Annotated in this window: 18 protein-coding genes; 6 read left to right on the top strand and 12 right to left on the bottom strand. The window is 61.1% G+C overall.

The window, feature by feature from the left end; genetic code table 11:
• Window positions 1-86 precede the first annotated feature (86 nt).
• The 3 genes from RZS28_RS13795 to RZS28_RS13785 form a co-directional block, all read right to left on the bottom strand.
• Entirely contained in the window at window positions 87-599 is a 513-nt protein-coding gene (locus RZS28_RS13795; protein ID WP_407338313.1) for a hypothetical protein, read from the bottom strand.
• Window positions 600-1,304: 705 nt separating this feature from the next.
• A complete protein-coding gene (locus tag RZS28_RS13790) occupies window positions 1,305-2,105 on the bottom strand; it encodes a ribonuclease T2 family protein (RefSeq protein ID WP_407338312.1) in 801 nt (266 codons plus the stop codon).
• 16 nt (window positions 2,106-2,121) lie between these two features.
• Window positions 2,122-2,580 (bottom strand): hypothetical protein, encoded by a 459-nt coding sequence (locus RZS28_RS13785; protein WP_407338311.1) that lies wholly within the window; start codon window positions 2,578-2,580, stop codon window positions 2,122-2,124.
• 167 nt (window positions 2,581-2,747) lie between these two features.
• Between RZS28_RS13785 and RZS28_RS13780 the strand changes: the two genes are divergently transcribed.
• A complete protein-coding gene (locus tag RZS28_RS13780; RefSeq protein ID WP_407338310.1) occupies window positions 2,748-4,202 on the top strand; it encodes an exopolysaccharide biosynthesis polyprenyl glycosylphosphotransferase in 1,455 nt (484 codons plus the stop codon).
• Between the two features lie 40 nt (window positions 4,203-4,242).
• Here RZS28_RS13780 and RZS28_RS13775 read toward each other — a convergent pair whose 3' ends face one another.
• Together RZS28_RS13775 and RZS28_RS13770 are read right to left on the bottom strand one after the other, a co-directional pair.
• Window positions 4,243-4,791, bottom strand: coding sequence for an AAA family ATPase (locus RZS28_RS13775; RefSeq protein ID WP_407338309.1), 549 nt, complete (start codon window positions 4,789-4,791; stop codon window positions 4,243-4,245).
• 138 nt (window positions 4,792-4,929) lie between these two features.
• Window positions 4,930-6,342, bottom strand: coding sequence for a mannose-1-phosphate guanylyltransferase/mannose-6-phosphate isomerase (locus RZS28_RS13770; RefSeq protein ID WP_407338308.1), 1,413 nt, complete (start codon window positions 6,340-6,342; stop codon window positions 4,930-4,932).
• A gap of 227 nt (window positions 6,343-6,569) precedes the next feature.
• On the opposite strand from RZS28_RS13770, the gene RZS28_RS13765 reads away from it, so the two are divergent.
• The gene (locus tag RZS28_RS13765; protein WP_407338307.1) at window positions 6,570-7,220 is read left to right on the top strand and encodes a ribonuclease HII; all 651 of its coding nucleotides are present in this window, start codon (window positions 6,570-6,572) and stop codon (window positions 7,218-7,220) included.
• Window positions 7,221-7,295: 75 nt separating this feature from the next.
• Entirely contained in the window at window positions 7,296-8,507 is a 1,212-nt protein-coding gene (locus tag RZS28_RS13760) for a site-specific DNA-methyltransferase (RefSeq protein WP_407338306.1), read from the top strand.
• A gap of 229 nt (window positions 8,508-8,736) precedes the next feature.
• Here the strand turns inward: RZS28_RS13760 and RZS28_RS13755 are convergent, their stop codons facing one another.
• From RZS28_RS13755 to mutY, 3 genes are all read right to left on the bottom strand, one after another.
• Window positions 8,737-8,937: a hypothetical protein gene (locus RZS28_RS13755; RefSeq protein ID WP_407338305.1), complete on the bottom strand. Its 201-nt coding sequence runs from the start codon at window positions 8,935-8,937 to the stop codon at window positions 8,737-8,739.
• 173 nt (window positions 8,938-9,110) lie between these two features.
• Complete coding sequence (locus RZS28_RS13750) at window positions 9,111-9,380, bottom strand: Imm74 family immunity protein (protein ID WP_407338304.1); 270 nt, start codon at window positions 9,378-9,380, stop codon at window positions 9,111-9,113.
• Between the two features lie 3 nt (window positions 9,381-9,383).
• Window positions 9,384-10,481 carry an A/G-specific adenine glycosylase gene (gene mutY, locus RZS28_RS13745; RefSeq protein ID WP_407338303.1) on the bottom strand — a complete coding sequence of 366 codons (1,098 nt, stop codon included), beginning with the start codon at window positions 10,479-10,481 and terminating at the stop codon, window positions 9,384-9,386.
• 167 nt (window positions 10,482-10,648) lie between these two features.
• Here mutY and RZS28_RS13740 point away from each other — a divergent pair, with 167 nt between their 5' ends.
• The 3 genes from RZS28_RS13740 to RZS28_RS13730 all read left to right on the top strand — a co-directional run bounded on the left by RZS28_RS13740 (window position 10,649) and on the right by RZS28_RS13730 (window position 12,558).
• Window positions 10,649-11,119: a VOC family protein gene (locus tag RZS28_RS13740; RefSeq protein WP_407338302.1), complete on the top strand. Its 471-nt coding sequence runs from the start codon at window positions 10,649-10,651 to the stop codon at window positions 11,117-11,119.
• Window positions 11,120-11,234: 115 nt separating this feature from the next.
• A complete protein-coding gene (locus tag RZS28_RS13735) occupies window positions 11,235-11,741 on the top strand; it encodes a DUF721 domain-containing protein (RefSeq protein WP_407338301.1) in 507 nt (168 codons plus the stop codon).
• 124 nt (window positions 11,742-11,865) lie between these two features.
• Window positions 11,866-12,558 carry a DsbA family protein gene (locus RZS28_RS13730; RefSeq protein ID WP_407338300.1) on the top strand — a complete coding sequence of 231 codons (693 nt, stop codon included), beginning with the start codon at window positions 11,866-11,868 and terminating at the stop codon, window positions 12,556-12,558.
• Window positions 12,559-12,690: 132 nt separating this feature from the next.
• Here RZS28_RS13730 and RZS28_RS13725 read toward each other — a convergent pair whose 3' ends face one another.
• From RZS28_RS13725 to sufC, 4 genes are all read right to left on the bottom strand, one after another.
• On the bottom strand, window positions 12,691-13,092 hold the full coding sequence (locus RZS28_RS13725) for an iron-sulfur cluster assembly protein (protein WP_407338299.1): 402 nt from the start codon (window positions 13,090-13,092) through the stop codon (window positions 12,691-12,693).
• Window positions 13,093-13,109: 17 nt separating this feature from the next.
• On the bottom strand, window positions 13,110-14,354 hold the full coding sequence (locus RZS28_RS13720; RefSeq protein ID WP_407338298.1) for a cysteine desulfurase: 1,245 nt from the start codon (window positions 14,352-14,354) through the stop codon (window positions 13,110-13,112).
• 134 nt (window positions 14,355-14,488) lie between these two features.
• Window positions 14,489-15,823 (bottom strand): SufB/SufD family protein, encoded by a 1,335-nt coding sequence (locus tag RZS28_RS13715; protein WP_407338297.1) that lies wholly within the window; start codon window positions 15,821-15,823, stop codon window positions 14,489-14,491.
• 12 nt (window positions 15,824-15,835) lie between these two features.
• The gene (gene sufC / locus RZS28_RS13710; RefSeq protein WP_407338296.1) at window positions 15,836-16,591 is read right to left on the bottom strand and encodes a Fe-S cluster assembly ATPase SufC; all 756 of its coding nucleotides are present in this window, start codon (window positions 16,589-16,591) and stop codon (window positions 15,836-15,838) included.
• Between the last annotated feature and the right edge of the window lie 179 nt (window positions 16,592-16,770).

Raw genomic sequence — 16,770 nt, 5'->3', positions numbered from 1 at the left:
TCCCTGCTAAAGGGACCGTGCTTGACCCAAGACTAGAATTGAAGCGCATTCAGTCGTGAGGACCAGTAAAGAAGCCCCGTCTCCGCCTAGCTGAACACATCCTTAATTGGCCGCGTGTCGATTTCTGTTTGGACTTCCGGGGCGGCTCTGTCTGAAAGCCAATATCCACCGCTTTTCAATCTCCCAATTTTAAACTCTTCACCCACTCGCCACAACATGGTGGAAAGCACCATCTCAGGGTCATTCCCGTAGATTTGTATCCCGCGTGATTGCAGAGCCTTATACAGATCAGCCCTCATCATCGGCCGTCCCCGCTCTTCCAAGATCTCTCGTACAAGAGTGGCAACCTTTTCCTTTTTCGGATTTCTAAGCCTCGATGATAAACCGGAATCCGTATTATTTTGAGACAGATTCCCCTTATCAACCGTCGTTACCGAGTTGAAAGCGGGCTGCCCGGAGAGCTTTTCCCATTGGGATATAAATTTATTAATATCAGATAGTTGTGCGCGTACCCGCTTAGCGCGGGCTTCGCACTCCGCTAACTTTTCCTCTAAGTGCTTTCGTTGTGCTAGGGCGTTGGTGATGGCTGGGTCGGTCATGGGCGTATCTACCTTTTTTAATAGATACATACACACATCATACGCTCGGCGCCACTTGAATTTGAATCCAAATAGCGATATACGTGACCTAGGCCAGAATGCGAACGGCTCCCAAGGAGGTCATCACCCTCCAAAGGAGCCGTCGTTTAGCTTACCGGACGGGGCGGTTTCACAGGACCCATTCGGCAGATAGGGCGGCTAGATAGCCGTTTCCCACCGGGGAACATATCACTAGCCGTCCGTCTGATCAACTCTGTGACTCCCGATAGGAGTCAAAATGACTAGACGACGACCACGCTGTCACCACGTCAACAGTTATGTTCGTATCCGGTTTGGCCGATTGGAACACGTTAGCGATTACTGGCGATGCTGTGGACAGCTCAGCTTCGACTTTTAATGCCTAGGCGTCGCTCTTTCGGCGCCTAGAGCGCTCTCACCGTCGCGGGGTCCTGCGGCGGTTTTTGATTTTAGATCGTTCGATACTCTCGCCAGTCTCTTTTGACCAGTCTCTTTTGGTTCGCCGCGACAAGACAAATCGAAGCCTCGCCAAAACTCATATCGAGCTTGAGTTCGTATGGTGAACATCGTGGCAAACATCCTCGAAGAAGTCGCGATCTAGCATTTAAATCACCAGACATATTCTCGATGTTTTGCGATGACGCGCACGACGGTTTATCTGGACGGACAAGCGACAGTTACAGAGTTTCAAAGCGCCGGCGGAACGGAAAGCTCCCCCGCGCGGCAGCCTTGACGGCTGACCTCCGGGCAGGCGTGAAAATCGCGCAAGTCCTTGGAGAAACAAATCCTGACTTCCTGGAGGACGCCGTCGGCGCAGGTCACGCCGAGCATCCCCGGCCGCAAACGCCGATTGGCCGCGATGAAAGCGCGCTCAATGTCGATCGGAGTCCAGGTCTGATCCTCCTTAGCGGCTTGGAACGGCGCCGGGATCGTGACGGCGTCGCGCGCCCTGCGGACATCGGCGAAATAGTCCGTCGGGCTTTTTCCCGAGCAGACGCCATGCTTGCGCCACTCATGCCGAGCGAGCCCTTCATCAGGGTAGAGCCCGGCGGCGGCCTGCAAGGCGATCCGCGAAGGCTCGCGCGCGCCAGGCTCGCAATCTGTGGGATAGCCGCGCTCATATTGCGGCCAAAGCCCATGAACGACGAAACCGAGATCGGCGCCCGGATCGCATTGCCGGCGCGCCCTGGCGGCGGCCGGCGTCTTGCAAAAGCCGGAAGACCAGGAGAGGGAGAGAACGTAGAAATCGAATTGCCCGGGGACGCCGCCGCCCCCGCGCCGCCGCGATCTTTGAAAATCGATCGACGGAGCCGGCGGCTCCGAACCTCGACCATCCTCCGGCGGCGCCTTGTCGGCGCATCTGTCCAAGATGCAGTCGCCGTCGCGAGACGGGGCCTGCGCGGCGCAAAATTGCGGCCACGCGCCAAAGGCGATCAGGGCGAGCGCAAGGGCCGCGCCGCGTCGTCTCGCAAAGAACTCCATCGCCATGGGCGAGCCTAATCCGTCAGGGCTGCGCCATCTTGCAGGCGGGTGAATAAGCGTCGTTTCGATCAAGCCCGGCGACGCACCATTCGACGCCGAAGCCGACTCCGGTAATCCCGAGCTCCTTGTTGATCGAATAAGAAACCGAACGCGACCGCCCATCGTTCAAAAAGGCGCGGCCGACGCAATAGCGCCGCGGAATGTAATCGAGGCCGTTTGAACGATAGCCGATTTCCCTCACCTCTTCGAAACCGGCGATCTCGAGGCCGGTTTTCCAGAACTCGCTTTCGCGATCATAAAAACGCGATTGAATGCGCTCCAACACCTCCGGATCTCCGCACTCCGGCAAGATGCCGTCCCAGGGAAAGTAGCGCCGCTCCGCGGGCGTGAGAGGACGCGCCGAGACTGCCGAACAAAAACCCCCGATGACGCCAGCCGCCGCCAGAAGAAAAATCGCGAAAAGACCGGAAATCCTAAACATGAGTGCTGACAAACCCGCATCTATTAACGCGCTCTGATTACGATGCTTCGCCAAGGCCAAGCCGTCAAGGGGGCGCGGGCGAACCAACGGGCGGCGGCTGAGCCGGAACCGACTCGAAGGGCTTGCCCTGACGCGCTCAAATCATGGGTTCGTATGGGAGCCAGATCATGTCCGTGAACCAAGCTTCGGCGACAAACGACAGCCGCGAGCTCGCCCCAAGCGTAAGACGAACGCTTTCATCGCGGAAAGCCAAGGCCTGGATCAAGAGCGGCTTCGCGTTCGTTGCTATTTTCGCCGATCTTTGCGCAATCGCCTTCGGCGGGCTCGCCGCGAATATTCTGACGCAAATCTACAAGCACGGCGAGATCGATTTAGCCGAACCCATCGATGAATTCGGCGCGCTCGTCGGCGCCGTGTTTCTCGCGATAAGTTTCGCCCGCGGCGAATATTCCTACGAGCGCTATCTCTCCTTCAAGACGCATTTTCAGCGTTGCGGGCTGGCCTGGAGCCTGGCGTTTCCAGGCGCCGTCATGATCGCCTTCATGATGAAGACGACGCCCGACATGTCGCGCGCCTGGGTCTGCTTTTTTTTCGTCCTCGGCTTCACTGCGCTCATGCTCGCCCGCTATGCTCAGGTGCTCAAGACGAGCGCCAGCGCCGAGCGCGGCGGCTTGGCGGCGCGGCGGGTTCTCCTCCTCGGATATGAGCATCAGATCGAAGAATTCTATCAGCGCTACGACCTCGCCGCCTTCGGCATGCGCATCGTAACCGCGACCGTGCTCAGAGGGCGCGATCATCTCGACGAGGATCTCGTCTTGGCGGCGGCTGCGGCGCGAATTTTTCTTCCCGAAGACGTGTTCATTCTCCTGCCCTGGACAGACAAGGACGCGATCGACCGCTGCATCAACGCGTTTCTGCGAATCCCCGCCGCGCTTCATCTCGGCTCGGATTGCTTGCTGGACCGCTTCACAAAGGCGAAGGTCGCCAATGTCGGGCCGCTCTCGAGTCTCAATCTGACGCTGCCATGGTCGCCCGCCCATGTCGTCGGAAAGCGGCTGTTCGACATTGTCGCCGCCCTCGCCGCCCTTACCGTTCTTTCGCCTGTCTTCGTCGCGCTCGCCCTCGCGATCAAGCTAGACAGCAAGGGCCCGGCGATTTTCCGGCAGCGCCGCTATGGCTTCAACCAGGAGCCATTTCGTATCTTCAAATTCCGCTCAATGCGCACGCTCGAGGATGACAGAAGGGTTCGACAGGCGACGGCGCAGGATCCTCGCGTCACACGGATCGGCCGCTTCATGCGTAAGACCAATCTCGATGAATTGCCGCAGCTGTTGAATGTCCTGCTCGGCGATATGTCCCTTGTCGGGCCGCGCCCGCATGCGCTGGCGCATGATCAACTCTACGAACCATCCGTGACGCTTTACGCCCGCCGCCACAATGTGAAGCCGGGCATCACGGGCTGGGCTCAGGTCAACGGCTTGCGCGGCGAAATCACGCCGGAGACCCTGAAGGCGAGAATAGAGCACGACCTCTATTACATAGATCACTGGTCGCTCTGGCTCGATCTCCAGATCCTGTGGCGCACCCTCATGTCCGCAAAGGCTTTCAAGAACGCCTATTGAATTCGGAAGAGCTGTTTCAATCGCTCCGTGCGCGATCAATTCAGTGCGCGCCTGGGTCTCCGAATTCAGGAGTTCGCAAATTCGGCGAGGACAAAGCGCCTATGATTATCTCCAAACTTTCCCTCGCCGTCAGCGAGGCTGTGTCGAGCACAAGATGGGGGCGGCCCCAGCTTTCATAAGGCGCGGCGACGATGCTTCGCCATGTCGGCAGCGCCAGTCCCGCAATATCGGACTCACGCGTTTCGATCCGCTTGCGGTGCTCTGTCTTGTCTGAACAAATGACTTCAACTTCCAAGAAGTTGACAGCTTCACGCTCCGCGACCGCTTTGTAAGCGTCGCGGGTCAGCGCCATTGAATTGACGGAGTCCGCAACGACGCTCCTCCCCATCCGCAGATTGTCCGCCGCAAGATGATAGGCGACTATATATCCAGTCGGCCCCATATCGGCGTCGGCGGCCAGAACATCAGAGGAGCGAATTGCCTGCTCGATCGTATCTATGCGCAAATACACGGCCTTCAACCGCACCGCCAATGCGCGCGCGATCGTAGTCTTGCCTACGCCCGGCAATCCCCCAAAAATTACAAGCATTCCGATCCACGAGCCGTTACTGCGCTTGTCGGCGTTCGCACGACAGATTCTTGCGCCGCCAACTTCAAACTCAAAGAGTCAAAGCACGCTTTAAAAAAGGTCGACCGACCGCCTTAAAGGACACGCTCTGAGCGCAGCTCACCCGCGATTATAGACATCCTGGATGCGAACGATGTCGTCCTCGCCGAGATAGGAGCCGGTCTGCACTTCGATCAATTCGAGATCGATCCGACCCGGATTGGCCATTCTATGCACGGCGCCGATCGGCAGATAGATCGACTCGTTCTCATGCACGAGATGAATCTCATTGTCGCGCGTGACTTCCGCAGTGCCCTTGACGACGATCCAATGCTCGGCGCGGTGGAAATGCTTCTGCAGCGACAAGCGCTCGCCGGGCTTCACGACGATGCGCTTAACCTGGTAGCGCGATCCCGAATCGACCGACTGATAATAGCCCCATGGGCGATAGCAGCGCTTATGCGCCAGAGCCTCCGGCCGGTTTTCAGTCTTGAGGCGATCGACGAGCTGCTTGACCTGATCGCCATGCGCCTTGTTGAGCACTAGCACGGCGTCTTGCGTGGTGATGACGATGACGTCGTCGACGCCGACAACCGTGGTCAAATGGTCGTCGGAGCGGACATGAACGTTCGACGCGTTCATGACGACGCCATGGCCCCGGATCGAATTGCCGCTCTCGTCGCGGTCCGACAGTTCCCACACCGCAGACCAGTTTCCGACATCGGACCAGCCGATGTCGGCGGGGACGACAGCCGCCTTGTCGGTGCGCTCCATGACGGCGTAATCGATTGATATTTTCGGCGCCCGAGCAAAAGCGTCCGCGTCGAGGACGATGAAATTCAAATCCTGCCGAGACTTGGCGACGGCTTCAGCCGCAGCCTCCGCGATGAGCGGCTCGTGCAGCCGAAGCTCAGCCTGCATGACATCGGCGCGAAAGAAAAAATTGCCGGAGTTCCAGAGATAATTTTCGGCGACATATTGTTCCGCGGTGGCTGCGTCCGGCTTTTCAACAAAGCCCGCGACCTTGAACACATTGCCGTCGAGGGTTACCGCCTTGCCGGGCTTGATATAGCCATATCCGGTCGCGGGTCCGCTCGGCTTGATGCCGAGCGTCACGATATAGCCGAGCGCGGCCGCCTCTGCGGCCTGCTTGCACAGCGCCACGAAGCCCGGCTTGTCCTGCACCACATGATCGGCCGCGAGCACCGCGACGATCGTATCCGGCCCTGCTTGCGCCGCAAGCTCGGCGGCGACGGCGACGGCCGGTCCGGAGTCGCGGCGGACCGGTTCGAGGATGATTCGCGCCTCGCGCTTCACCTGCGCCAATTGATTGGCGACGAGAAAGCGATAATCATGATTGGAGATGACGATCGGCGTCTCGAAGACGCTGTCGTCGAGGGCCTCGAGCGCCATTTGAAATGTCGAATGCGCGCCGACCAGCGAGATGAATTGCTTCGGCAGGCTCTCTCGGGATTCTGGCCAGACCCGCGTCCCCGAACCGCCGCACATGATGACCGGAAGGATCTTGACCATTCGTGCTTCCCTATCCCGCTTTCCGCCTGGCGATGGCGGCGAACCCGATTTTGACGCCGCCCAGCAGCGCTCAAGGGCGGCCTTGCCCGAACTAGCTCATTGAGCAAATCTTATATACGGATGCGGCCCAGATGTCGCCTAGCTCCCAAACGGGCTGATCGGTCAATCTGGATCAATTTTCTTGCGCTTCGATGACCGCGCTCGAACCTACGCGCTGGGGCAGCTCTATGGCGAAGCCTGACTTTCGCATCGAAAGGCGGCTCCTCAAGCGAGACGTCTGGCCGGCGGCGGGCGTTGACGAGGTGGGGCGCGGCCCGCTCGCCGGGCCGGTCGCCGCCGCGGCCGTCATTCTCGATCCGCGCGACCTGCCGGCCGGGCTGAACGATTCGAAGCTCCTGGCGCAAGACGCGCGCGAGTCTCTCTACGAAGAAATCATGCGGCGCGCCATCGCTGTCTCCGTCGGTTTCGCGAGCGCGGCGGAAATCGACGCAATCAACATTCGCCAGGCGACGTTCGCCGCCATGCGCAGGGCGCTTTTCGCGCTGTCCGTCGAGCCCCGCCATGTTCTGATCGACGGCAATGATCCGCCGCCAGATCTGCCCTGCCCCGCCGAGACGATCGTCAAGGGCGACGCGGCGGTCCTGTCGATCGCCGCCGCCTCCATCATCGCCAAAGTGACCCGCGACCGCCTCATGCGCCGGCTCTGCGCCCGCCATCCCGTCTATGGCTTCAGCCAGCATGTCGGCTACGCCACGCGGGCCCATCTCGCAGCGATCGCCGAGCACGGCCCCTGCGCTTTTCACCGGCTGAGCTTCAGCCCGTTCAAGGCGTCCGAGGGCAATTCTACATCGGAACCGTGCGAAAAAGAGACAGATTAAAATTGTCGGCTTAAACGCGGTCTTTACCGCGCGTGACGCAACGTTCGCTTGCGAGTTGCGTATCGGTCATCATTCATGCGTACCCTAAATGCCGGACTAGCCGGCGCGAAATCCCGGATCAAGGTTGCGCGTACCGGGATTTCCGCGCCGCGCTCCGTCAGGCAGCGTCTGGCCGGGCCTGCTTCGACCCCGCCCGCCGCGGCGCTTCCCTTGAACTCGATCATCGTCGGCGATTGTCTCGATGAGCTCGCCCGGCTGCCGCCCAATTCCATCGATCTCGTCTTCGCCGATCCGCCCTATAATCTGCAGCTCGAGGCGGCGCTGTCGCGGCCGGACCAAAGTCTCGTCGACGCCGTGGACGATGATTGGGACAAGTTCGCGAGCTTCTCCGACTATGATGATTTCACGCGGGCCTGGCTCGACGCCGTGCGTAAAATCATGAAGCCGGACGCGACGATTTTCGTGATCGGCTCCTATCACAATATTTTCCGGGTGGGCTCGATCCTGCAGGATCAGGGCTTTTGGATCTTGAACGATATTGTCTGGCGCAAAGCCAATCCGATGCCGAATTTTCGCGGCCGGCGCTTCACCAATGCGCATGAGACGCTGATCTGGGCGGCGAAGGGCGTCGGGGCGAAGACCTATCGGTTCAATTATGAATTGCTGAAGGCCGGCAATGAGGATTGCCAGGTCCGCTCCGATTGGCTTTTTCCGATCTGCACCGGCGCCGAGCGCCTCAAGGACGCCTCCGGCCGCAAGATCCATCCGACGCAAAAACCCGAAGCCTTGCTCGCCCGCATCATGCTCGCCGCCTCGAATCCGGGCGATCTTGTCCTCGACCCGTTCTTTGGCTCCGGCACGACGGGCGCGGTCGCCAAAAGGCTCGGGCGCAATTTCATCGGCGTCGAACGCGAGCCCTCCTACGCATCCGCCGCACAAGCAAGGATAGCGAAGATCGAGATGCTCCCGCATGAGGCGATCGCGACGGTCCCGAGCAAAAGATCGGAGCCGCGCATCGCCTTCGCCTCGCTCGTCGAGGCCGGGTTGATCCAGCCCGGCGAGACGCTCGTCGATGAAAAAAGACGGCATGCCGTGATCGTGCGGGCCGACGGCGCGGTCTCGCTCGGCGCGATCGCCGGATCGATCCACAAGATCGGCGCTCTGGCCCAAGGCCTGCCGGCCTGCAATGGCTGGACATTCTGGCAGTTTTTTCGCGACGGAAAATATGAGCCCATCGACGCTTTACGCGCAAAGGCAAGGGCGAGCCTACGCGAGGCTGCGGAATAGGCTTTAGTGAACGGCGCGCTCGAAGCAAAGCTACGCCAGCGGCCGAGAGGCGCCGTGGCAATGCTCAAAATTTTCCGGCGGGGCGCAATTTGAATTGGAGCTCCTGGGCCGTATGGGGACGCTCGAACGCCCCCACTCGCCTAATTGCTCCCGCCAGCCGCCCGCGCATGATTGCCGCGCGGTCGTCGGTCTTGTGCGTCACGGTTGGCGGCTCTCCAACCGATTTTGCTCACCAGCGCCGCCAGCGGCGGCGATACCAGCGCCGCCGATACACGCGACGCCGCCACCAGACGTTTTCGATGTCGGCGTTGTCCGCCGGCGCCAGTTGCTCGCGGGGCGCGGCTGCGGTCAACGCGCTGGCCGCTCCTACGGCGGCGGCGAGAACGCCTGCCGACAACAGCACCGATGTCACGAATGATCTTCGATCCATGGCTTCTTTCTCCAGTCGTAAACGTTACGACCGGAGAAGCTTAACAGCGCAGCGCGTCGTCGTCATCCGCGGATCGCGACGCCGTCGCGTTGTCCGTCTCCAATTTTATGCCGCAGCCTACAATTTCGCGCGTCTCTTGAGAACGCCTGCGACGCCGGTCGTGGAGCGCATGTCTACTCGAACTCCACCACGAGCCCGAGCCGCTCGAACTCCGTTTCGATCGCTTGCACGATTTTCTGCAGCTCCGCGACTTCGATTGCATTGGCGTCATTGGGCGCGTCCCAACTCAGGATGGCGTCGAGATCGACAATGAAATCGGCTTGATCCTTGGCGTCGGGCAGTCCGGGCGCATGCGGGATAGTCAGGACCTTGTCGCCCCACAGCACGCGGATCGACCCTTCGGTCAGAGTGATTTGCGGCTCCGCGCCGCGCCGCCTGGTCATGGCTCAATCTCCCCCGCCGAATAATTTGCCGCCTTTGCGCGCGGCTTCAACTACTTTGCGCATAACGCTCGGCAAGGCCTCCTTGTCGAGGTCGCCCTCCAACGCCCAGCGGCACCCCGCTGGCGCGCGGCTCGTCCGCGCGATCTCCGCCACATAAATATCGAGCCTGAGCGCAAAATGCGTGAACACATGCTCCACCACGGACTCAAGCTTCCGGTAGGGCGCGTGAATAGGCGCCTCGCGCAACGCTGCGCCAGGGTCGAAATCGGCGCTCCATGCGGTTCCTGGAATTTCCACCATGCCCCCGAGCAAGCCCTTCGGCGGGCGCGTGCGGACGAGGATCGCGCCATCCGCGCGCCGCACGAAGAAGGCCGCGCCGCGCCAGCGCGGCCGCTCCCGTTTTGGCGCCTTGACCGGAAAACGCCTCGGCTCTCCCGACGCCCGGCCCGCGCAATGGTCCAGCAAGGGACAAATGGCGCAGGCAGGCTGTTTCGGCGTGCAGATCGTCGCGCCGAGGTCCATCATCGCCTGCGCGAAATCGCCCGGCCGCGCGCTGGGCGTCAACGCCTCGACCTTTTCCCTGATCAGGGCCCTGGCGGCGGGCAACGGCGCCGCGATCGCAAAAAGCCGCGCGACCACGCGCTCGACATTCCCGTCGACCACCGCCGCCCGCCGCCCAAAGGCGATCGCGGCGATCGCCGCCGCCGTGTACGGCCCGAGACCCGGCAACTTGCGCAGCGCCGCCTCCGTGTCGGGAAACCGCCCATCGAACTCGCCAGCGACCCGTTTGGCGCAGGCGTGGAGATTGCGCGCGCGCGAATAATAGCCGAGCCCGGCCCATTGCCGCATCACCTCGTCGATCGGGGCTTGCGCCAAAAGGCTGACATTGGGCCAGCGCGCCAGAAAGGCCGCGAAATAAGGCTTGACCGCCGCAACCGTCGTTTGTTGCAGCATGATTTCGGAAAGCCAGACCACGTAAGGATCGGCTTTCTCGTGCGGCTCGGATCGCCAAGGCAGCGCGCGGCGATGGCGGTCATACCAGTCCAGCGCGGCGGCGGCGCAGGACGGCGTGATTAACGGTTCATGAACAACGTCATACATGCGCCTTGTTTAGCCGCTCTCCTGCCATGCGCATAGTCATGAGAAGCAAAGCCAGGAATTGATCGCGGCCGAGTGTTCCCGCCGCAGGTCAATTCTTGCGCCAATTCTTCGATCATTCGTCCACCGGGCATGCGATTTGTGGGCAGACGTCATCAGGGGAGCAATCGATGAGCGGGGCAGCTAAGCCTATCCCGGAGGGTCATCAGGGAGCGATACCATATCTCAGCGTGCGCAACGCCAGCGAAGCCATCAACTTCTACAAAAGAGCTTTCGGCGCGGTGGAAATGCTTTGCATCGGACATGAGGGCACGATCGGCCACGCCGAACTCGAGATCGGCCAAGCCAGGATCATGCTCTCGGACGAGTTCCCCGATCATGACGCGTTGAGTCCCCAGACAATCGGCGGGACGCCGATCATGATCCACCTCTATGTCGAGGATGTCGACGCCTTCACGAGCCAGGCGGTCGGCGAAGGCCTCAAAATCCTGCGGCCGGTCGAGGATCTCTTTTACGGCGACCGGGGCGGCAAATTCGAAGACCCCTATGGGCATCGCTGGTGGATCGCCACCCACAAGGAGGATGTTTCACCCGAGGAGCTGAGGAAACGCGCGGCCGCGCTGCACGCCGGCGCCGCGTGATTTCGCCTTGCGCGCCCTCGGCCGGCTCGAAAAGAGCGCGCGAAAGCACTCCGTCCGCAGCATTGACCTCCCACGGCGAAACTAGGGTATAAGACGAGGACAGGACGCGAGGCCGATGCGGAAACAGCAGTCCAACAAAGGCTCTTGGTCGCGACCGCTCGCCGATCTCGTCGGAGCTGTGATTGATCCCGTTCTGGCGCGTCAAGGGTTTGGCCAATCCGACCTTATCCTCTATTGGGACGACATTGTCGGCGAGAGGCTCGCCGCAATGTCCCAGCCGATCAAGCTGCAATGGCCGGCGCGCGATCGGCATGCGGCGGATGCTTCGGCGACCCTGATCGTGCGCGTCGAGACTGGATTTGCGCTCGAATTGCAGCATCTCTCCGGCGCCGTCATCGAGCGCGTCAACGCCCATCTCGGCTGGCGCTGCGTCACGCGCCTTACGCTGAAGCAGGGCCCTGTGGAGCGCCGCGCCGCCGCGCGGCTCGCGCGTTCGGTGCCCGACCCTATCGCCGCGAAAGAGGCCGAAAATCTCGTGAGCAATATCAAGGATGAGGGCTTGCGCCAGGCTCTGGCTCGACTCGGCGCCCACGCGCTGAGCCGGCGGGCGCGCGGCGATTGAGATCAAAAAACCGTGCCGCTCCTTGATAGTTTTTCCTGGATGGTTTTACCTGCGCCGCCAGTATAGGCTCGTGTTCAAGCTTGGCCGTTGGGCCAATCTCCGCCCTAACGGATGGATCAAATTTATGCGTTCGCCCAATAAATCCCCGGCGTCCCTGAAAAGCCGCCGCAAATTCCTAGAGATCGCGGCGGCGGCCGGACTGACGGCCGCCGGAATCTTCGCCGCGGTGGCTGATCTGCGGGAGCCGGCTCTGGCCCAAGGCGCCAGCGCGCCTGTCGATCAGCTGATGGCGGGCGAGGCCTTGCCTGACGTGGTTCTGGGCAAGAGCGACGCGCCCGTCACCATCGTCGAATACGCCTCGATGACATGCTCTCATTGCGCCGCCTTTCACGCGACGACCTATCCGGAGCTGAAGCGCAAATATATCGACGCGGGCAAGGTGCGCTTCATCCTGCGCGAATTTCCGCTCGATCCGCTGGCGACCGCCGGCTTCATGCTGGCCCGCTGCGCCGGCGACGATAAGCGCACCGCGATCGTCGATCTGCTTTTCGCCCAGCAGAAAAATTGGGCCTTTACCGAAAAACCGGTCGAATCCTTGGCCAATCTCGTCAAGCAAGCCGGCGTGACTCAAGAGGCTTTCGAAGCCTGCCTCAAGAATCAAGACCTCTACGACAAGATCAACAAGGTGCGCGATCACGCCGCCGAGAAATTCGGCGTCAACGCAACGCCGACCTTTTTCATCAATGGCAAGAAGCAAACCGGCGAGGTGACGCCTGAGGCGCTCGATAAATTGCTCGAACCCTTGCTCAAGGGATGAGATCCCTTTGAGGCGTCAGGGCGGCGAGGCGTTGGCCAATGATTGAGTTGCGCTTTTACGGCGCGGGCGAGCGCCGGAGGGCATGCCCGGCCGAAACCGAGAAAGCCCGCGAGGCGCCCGCCCGGAGAGGGCTCAAAACATGTCGAGCGAGACGCGCGCCTCGTCGGACATGCGCCCTTGATCCCATGGCGGCTCAAAGACGATCGTGACGATGACGCCCAGCGTTCCCGGCACGGTCCCGACCGCCGTCTCGATCGACCGCGTGATCTCGCCCGCAACGGGACAACCGGGCGCGGTCAAGGTCATCTCGATCTTGATCAAGCGATGCTCGTCGATCTCCACCTTGTAGATCAGGCCGAGCTCATAGACGTCGCAGGGAATCTCGGGATCGAACACGGTCTTGAGGGCGGCGACGACATCGTTCGTGTAGCGCGTCCGCTCATGCGGCAAAACCGAGCCGTCGAAGATCCATTGCGGCTCGTTCGGCAGGATTTCCTGGACTTCTTGGGCTTCGATGGTTTCCGATTCGGCCATAACGGACTCCTCATTTATTAGGCAAATAGGCCTTCGGCCTTGATCAAAGCTTCGGCGAGCTTATCGACTTCTTCGAACGTGTTGTAGAGTGCGAACGAGGCTCGGCAGGTTGACGTGACGCCGAAACGGGCAAGCAGTGGCTGGGCGCAATGGGTGCCGGCGCGGACCGCGACGCCAGAGCGGTCGATGATGGTTGCGACGTCATGCGCATGGGCGTTTTTCATTTCGAAAGCCAGAATCGCGCCTTTTCCCTTCGCGCGGCCGAAGATGCGAAGCGAATTGATCTGCGACAAACGTTCATGCGCGTAATCGCTCAAGGCGGTCTCATGCGCGTGAATGCGGGCGCGGCCGACCTTCTGCATGTAGTCGACGGCGGCGCCGAGCCCGATCGCCTGCACGATCGGCGGCGTGCCCGCTTCGAAGCGATGCGGCGGCTCGTTATAGGTGATGCGATCCTTGGTGACCTCGTTGATCATCTCACCGCCGCCTAGGAACGGCGGCAGCTTCTCCAGCCATTCCTGCTTGGCGTAAAGCGCGCCGATCCCGGTCGGCCCGTAAAGCTTATGGCCGGTCACGACATAGAAATCGACGTCGAGATCGCGAACGTCGACTTCGAGATGCACCGCGCCTTGAGAGCCGTCGATCAGCACCGGTATGCCGCGCTCATGCGCGATCTTGATGATCTCCTTCACCGGCGTCACCGTGCCGAGCATGTTCGACATATGGGTGATGGCGACGATTTTCGTCTTCGGCGTCAACGCCTTTTCGAATTCCTCGATGGAGAAATTGCCTTCGTCGTCAATGTCCACCCAGGTCAGGGCCGCGCCCTTGCGCTCGCGCAGGAAGTGCCAGGGAACGATATTGGCGTGATGCTCCATGATCGAGAGTACGATCTCGTCGCCTTCCTTGATGAAGGCCTGTCCGAACGAGGCGGCGACCAGATTGATCGCTTCGGTCGCCGACTTCGTGAAGATGATCTCATTGACCGAGCCGGCGTTGAGGAAGGCGCGAACGCTTTCGCGGGCGACCTCGAAGGCGTCGGTCGCCGCATTGGCGAGGAAATGCAGGCCGCGATGAACATTCGCATATTCATGATACATGGCGTGGACCATGCGATCGACGACTTCCTGCGGCTTTTGCGCCGAGGCGGCGTTGTCGAGATAGACCAGCGGCTTGCCATAGACTTCCTTCGCGAGAATCGGGAAATCCTGACGGATGCGCGTTACGTCCAACGGCGCTTCGGCTGTGATGTGCTTGTTCATGCCCTGCTCCATGCTTGGCGTCCCGCGTCAAGCCAACGCTCCGACCAACCGCTTCCGACCCTTCAAGTCAGCCTATCGAAAAGCCCGCCGGCGACAAGCTCTCGCCGATGGGCCCTTGCAGGCGCGCGCCGCGATCAGGCCTTGACCCGAGCGGAAAGCCAATTGGCGACCTCCGAACGAAAGATTTCGATCAATCCCTCATGACCGATCTCATCGACCAATTCTCCCGCAAACGCATCCAGAAGAAGCGCTTCCGCCTCGGCGTAAGGCAAGCCTCTCGCCTGAATGTAGAATAATTGATCGACATTCAGGCCGCCGCATGTGGCGCCATGGCCGCAGGCGACGTCGTCGGCGAAAATCTCAAGCTCCGGCTTGTTGTTCATCGCCACATTGTCCGACAGCAGCAAAGCTCTGCTCATCATTCTGCCATCGGTCTTTTGCGCATGCGGCGCGACATGGATTTTGCCCTGAAAGACCCCGGTCGCCTCCTCGTCGAGAATATATTTGAACGTTTCGCGGCCCGTGCAACCCGGCGCCGCGTGTTCGACGAACAAGGTCGTGTCGGCATGTTCGCGGCCGCGGAGAAGCGACACGCCCCTCAGCGAGCCTTCCGAATCGGCGCCGTCGAAGCGCAGGAAAATCTGCCTCCGCACAAGGCCGCCGCCGGTGATGAGCGCGAAACTGTCGAACTTCGCTTTTGCGCCTACATGGGCGATGAAGCTGTCGAGCCGCACGCTTCCAGGAACCGTCTCCGTCACCATCGCGGTATGGTCGAATTTCGCCCCGTCGCCGACCGAAACGATCAGGCAGCCGAAGGTCTGGCCGGTGCGCCCGCCTTGGCCAAAGCTCGACTCGGCGACGCGGATCGAGGCCCCCGCCCCGACAACCACCAGCGAGCGCGAGAAGCGCGCGGCCGGCGCGCTCGTGGCTGTGGCGTAGATGAGGTTGATGGGCTCGGCGATCTCCACGCCTGGCGCAGCCTCGATCACGACGCCGTCCTGCATCAAGGCCGCGTTCAAGGACACGATCGGATCCTTGGCGCCGAGATTTTGTCCCGATAGCAATGTGATGAGGTCGGGGCGGCCCTCGGTCAGCACCGAAGCAAGCGATCGAACCGTGACGCCCGCCGGCAGTGAATCAGACAATTCCGGCGCGAACACGCCATCGACGAGGACAAGGCGCTGACCGGGGGCGCCCGACGCAGTCAATTCCGCCCGAAGGGTTTCGATCGCCGCAGCGCTAGGGAGCGGCGCGATCGGCAGGGCCTCGCGCATCAGCGTGCGCAGATCGGTATAGTGCCAGGCCTCGATCCGACGGTGCGGGAGGCCCGTTGCGTGAAAGGCCGCGAAGGAATCTTCGCGCAATTTGGCCACCTCTGCGCCGCCCGGCAGCGTCGCCTTGGCGGCGCCGAAGGCTTCGGCCAAGGCGGTTTCAGCTTGCGTTCGCGTGGGGATGATTTGAGCGGTCATATCAACTTCCCCTTAGGCGACGGCCTGCTCGGTCACGTAATCGCGATAGCCGCTCTTTTCGAGCTCGAGCGCGAGTTCCTTCCCGCCGGTCCGAACGATCTGACCTTGGGCCATCACATGCACGGTATCGGGCACAATATAGTCGAGCAGCCGCTGATAATGGGTGATGACGAGAAAGCCGCGGTTCGGCGCGCGCAGCGAATTGACGCCCTCGGCGACGACGCGCAGCGCGTCAATGTCGAGCCCGGAATCGGTCTCGTCGAGAATGCCGAAGGAAGGCTCCAGCAGCGCCATCTGGAGAATATCCATCCGCTTCTTCTCGCCGCCGGAGAAGCCGACGTTGAGCGCCCGCTTCAACATATCGGATTTGATCCCAAGCTTGTCGGAGGCTTGCTTGACGCGCTTCATGAAATCGGGCGTCGACAATTCTTCTTCGCCGCGCTGCTTGCGCTGCGCGTTCAAAGCCGCCTTGAGAAAGGTCAAGGTCGCGACGCCGGGGATTTCGAGCGGATATTGGAACGCGAGGAAGAGACCTTTGGCGGCCCGCACGTCCGGCTCTAGCTCAAGGAGATTGACGCCGTTCAGAAAGACCTCGCCCGTCTCGACCGTGTAATCCTTGCGGCCGGCGATGACGTAGGACAGCGTCGACTTGCCGGTTCCGTTCGGGCCCATGATCGCCGCGACCTCGCCGTCCTGAACGGTGAGATTGAAATCATTGAGGATCTTGCGTCCGCCGATCGAAACATTGAGATTTTTGACTTCGAGCATTGTGTTTAAGTCCTCGTTTCCACTCGAAAGGTGAGGCCGCCGGGCTTGTCTTGCCGTCGGCCCGGAAGCGGCGCGCTCTATTCGCGCCCGCCGGGACATCCAGGTCCTGTTATCCGCAGCAAAAGATTGGGCGTCGCTTTGCGCGAAGGGCCGATCGACGATCGCGGCCAGCCCTTCGC

The sequence above is a fragment of the Methylocapsa polymorpha genome (assembly GCF_045689225.1).
In the GTDB taxonomy this organism is placed as follows: Bacteria; Pseudomonadota; Alphaproteobacteria; order Rhizobiales; family Beijerinckiaceae; genus Methylocapsa; species Methylocapsa polymorpha.
The sequence above is the reverse complement of the archived record's forward strand: the minus strand, read 5'-3'. Positions and strand labels throughout refer to the sequence as shown.